General features: G+C 65.0%; 2 protein-coding genes. One reads left to right on the forward strand and one right to left on the reverse strand.

Going from position 1 to position 2,394, the window contains the following annotated elements:
* Positions 1–101: 101 nt before the first annotated feature.
* The gene (locus tag C5O18_RS08640; protein WP_105193163.1) at positions 102–836 is read left to right on the forward strand and encodes a proteasome-type protease; all 735 of its coding nucleotides are present in this window, start codon (positions 102–104) and stop codon (positions 834–836) included.
* Positions 837–1,096: 260 nt separating this feature from the next.
* On the opposite strand, the gene C5O18_RS08645 is transcribed toward C5O18_RS08640, so the two are convergent.
* Complete coding sequence (locus C5O18_RS08645) at positions 1,097–2,053, reverse strand: fatty acid desaturase family protein (RefSeq protein WP_105193165.1); 957 nt, start codon at positions 2,051–2,053, stop codon at positions 1,097–1,099.
* Positions 2,054–2,394: the final 341 nt, after the last annotated feature.

Below are 2,394 nucleotides of genomic sequence, written 5' to 3' on the forward strand. Positions count from 1 at the left end.
CCTGGCGCGGGTCATGGCGATGCAGCAACAGCAGCAGTAGAATCGCCGCCCCTGAATTTCTCCGGACCGGTCGTGCCGCCGGGCGGCGCGAGGAGCCTGACATGACGTACTGCGTAGCCCTGAACCTGGCCGAAGGCCTGGTGCTGGCTTCCGACACCCGCACCAATGCCGGGGTCGACCATATCGCCACCTTCGGCAAGATGACCGTGCTGGAGAAGCCGGGCCAGGCCGTGATCGTGCTCATGTCGGCCGGCAACCTGGGCACCACCCAGAGCGTGCTCAGCCTGCTGCGCCAGCGCGTCGGCGACGACGGCCTGCCAGAGATCCTGCAGGTGCCTTCGCTGTACGAGGCGGCTGTGAAGGTGGGCAGCCTGCTGCGCGAGGTCATTGCCCGCGACACGGCCGGCGGCCCGCAGGCGAGCGGTGTCGATTTCGGCAGCTCCTTTCTGCTCGCCGGGCAGATCGCCGGCGAACAGACACGGCTGTTCCACATCTACCCGCAGGGCAATTTCATCGAGTCGACGCCGGACACGCCGTACTTCCAGATCGGCGAGGCCAAGTACGGCAAGCCCATCATCGACCGCGTGGTGAATCACGGCACCTCGCTGCGCGAGGCCGCCAAGTGCGTGCTGATCTCTTTCGATTCGACCATCCGCTCCAACCTCTCGGTCGGCCTGCCGATCGACCTCGCGCTCTACCGCGCCGGCACGCTGCGCGTGGACAACCGCCAGCGCATCACCGAGAGCGACCCCTACTACCAGATGATCCACCAGGGCTGGTCACAGGGCCTGCGCGACACCTTCGCGCGTCTGGCCGACCCGGACTGGGCGCACTGACCTATATGTGAAGGGGACCCGGAGCCGGGAGGTGTGCTGGGCGAAAACACGCCGTGAACCCGGCCATGCCGCCATGCCAACACTTCCCGGGTGAGTGTCCTCTCGAGTACGGGATGGTCAGGTGCTCCTCGAAGGAGCAAAGAGGCGGGGTGATCAGGGAAAACCGTCATGCGCCATGGATGGCGCATGCGAGCCCCCAGGGAGGGGTTCACGGCGTGTTTTCCCTGATCACCCCGCCTCTTTGCGTTGTGCGGAGCGCCTCAGACCGCCGCCCGCCGCAACACCCCGATCAGGCTGTCGGCCTGATTCTGTTCGGGAATCACGCCATCCTTCTCCAGCACCGCATGCAGCTTCGGCAGGTTCCAGCACGGCGCCGTGGGCATGAGGTGATGCTCGAGGTGGTAATGCTCGTAGTGCGGCGCGAACAGCAGCTTCTCGAACCAGTTGGCGCGTGTGGTGCGGGCGTGCATGAGCGGGTTGCGGTCGTGCTGGTCGGCGACCACGGCGTGGTCGGCGATCTGGCGCACGCGCATGCAGGTCGGCAGCACGAACAGGAAGGCCACCAGCCAGAGCAGATACAGGCTGCCGGCGCCGAGGCTGTGGAGCACGCCCCAGATGACCACCTGCCAGAACAGGGCGATGTGCCCGTTGTTGCGCACGAAGGTGGCCAGGTAGCCGCCGATGCCCTGCGGCGCCGGCTCGACGCGGCGGACCTTGCCGGTCAGTTCGTACTGCCAGTAGCCGGCGTACATGCCGAGCAGGCCGATCACCGACTTGATGCCGGTGGAGCCGCTGAGATCGCGCAGCAGCTTGCGGCGCAGGCTGGCCTTGCTGACCGGGTAGCCCTCGGTCATGACCAGGTCCGGATCTTCCGGGGTGCCGGCCAGGCGGTGGTGCGTCATGTGGTAGGCGCGGTAGCCCGGCATGCTCTGCAGGATGGGCAGCGCCGCCAGGTATTCGCCGACGAAGTCGTTGACCTTCGCGCTGGCGAACAGCGAGCGGTGCGAGGCCTCGTGCTGGAGGATGGCGAAGCCGGCCATGGCGGCAGCCAGCAGCAGCACGGAAACGACCCAGGCCAGCGGATGCGGCCAGGCCAGGCTGATGCCGAAGCCGGCGAACACCAGCGCCCAGTCCTTGGCCACTTCCAGGGCTCCGCGCCAGTTCGATTTCCGGTTCAGTTCGGCGCGCAGCGCCGGGTCCAGCTTGTAGGTGCTCATTTCATTACCTTTTTTGTCAATGACAACTAATGAATGTAATGTATGGGCAAAGCATAACCGATTGCCGGACCGATGCAAGCCCTGCACATTACTAAACTCAGACAAAAGTGTGGTATCTGGAAAGGGCAAATGGTGTTTGTATCGACCGTCTGGTCATCCATCGTGATTGACCGGTGGTCCGGATAGCCACTGCGTTCAAGCCCGCGCAGTCCGGCATGTACACCATAGGGGCCGCACAACAAGAACGTGTCGGATGGCAGCAGGCGATGCGCCGCTGCCCGCAGGGATGGCGACTTTTTGCTTTTCAGCAGCTGCTGAAGGAGAGGGTCATGACATCCCTG

Origin of the sequence: Amnimonas aquatica (assembly GCF_002943415.1) — a bacterium.
Classification (GTDB): domain Bacteria; phylum Pseudomonadota; class Gammaproteobacteria; order Pseudomonadales; family Moraxellaceae; genus Perlucidibaca; species Perlucidibaca aquatica_A.